At 62.5% G+C, this 307-nt stretch carries 1 pseudogene; it reads left to right on the top strand.

The features are described from left to right. Positions 1-232, top strand: a pseudogene (locus EN845_RS35905) (epimerase); the annotation flags it as partial. Between the last annotated feature and the right edge of the window lie 75 nt (positions 233-307).

The raw sequence follows: 307 nt of genomic DNA, 5'->3' as shown, positions 1-307 counted from the left end.
CGAGGACAAAGGGGTAACCGTCAGCTTCATAGCGGAAACGACCGTCGAGGCCGTCGCACCGGGCGCGGGGATCGAATACGGATTTGAAGATCGCGGTTGGACGGGGGATGTTCCCCGGTTTTCCTATGACGTAGCAAAGCTCCGTGCACTCGGTTGGCGGCCCCAGCTTGGATCGGCCGACGCTGTCCGAAAAGCCGTCGTGGAAATCGTGCGGCAGGAAGGACACCCGTGATGCAAGCCGTGGTACTTGCGGGTGGTCTGGGGACACGGCTCAGGGGCCGGATCGGTGATTTGCCCAAGTCGCTGG

The organism is Mesorhizobium sp. M8A.F.Ca.ET.202.01.1.1 (assembly GCF_004791595.1).
Taxonomy (GTDB): Bacteria; Pseudomonadota; Alphaproteobacteria; order Rhizobiales; family Rhizobiaceae; genus Mesorhizobium.
The sequence above is the reverse complement of the archived record's forward strand: the minus strand, read 5'-3'. Positions and strand labels throughout refer to the sequence as shown.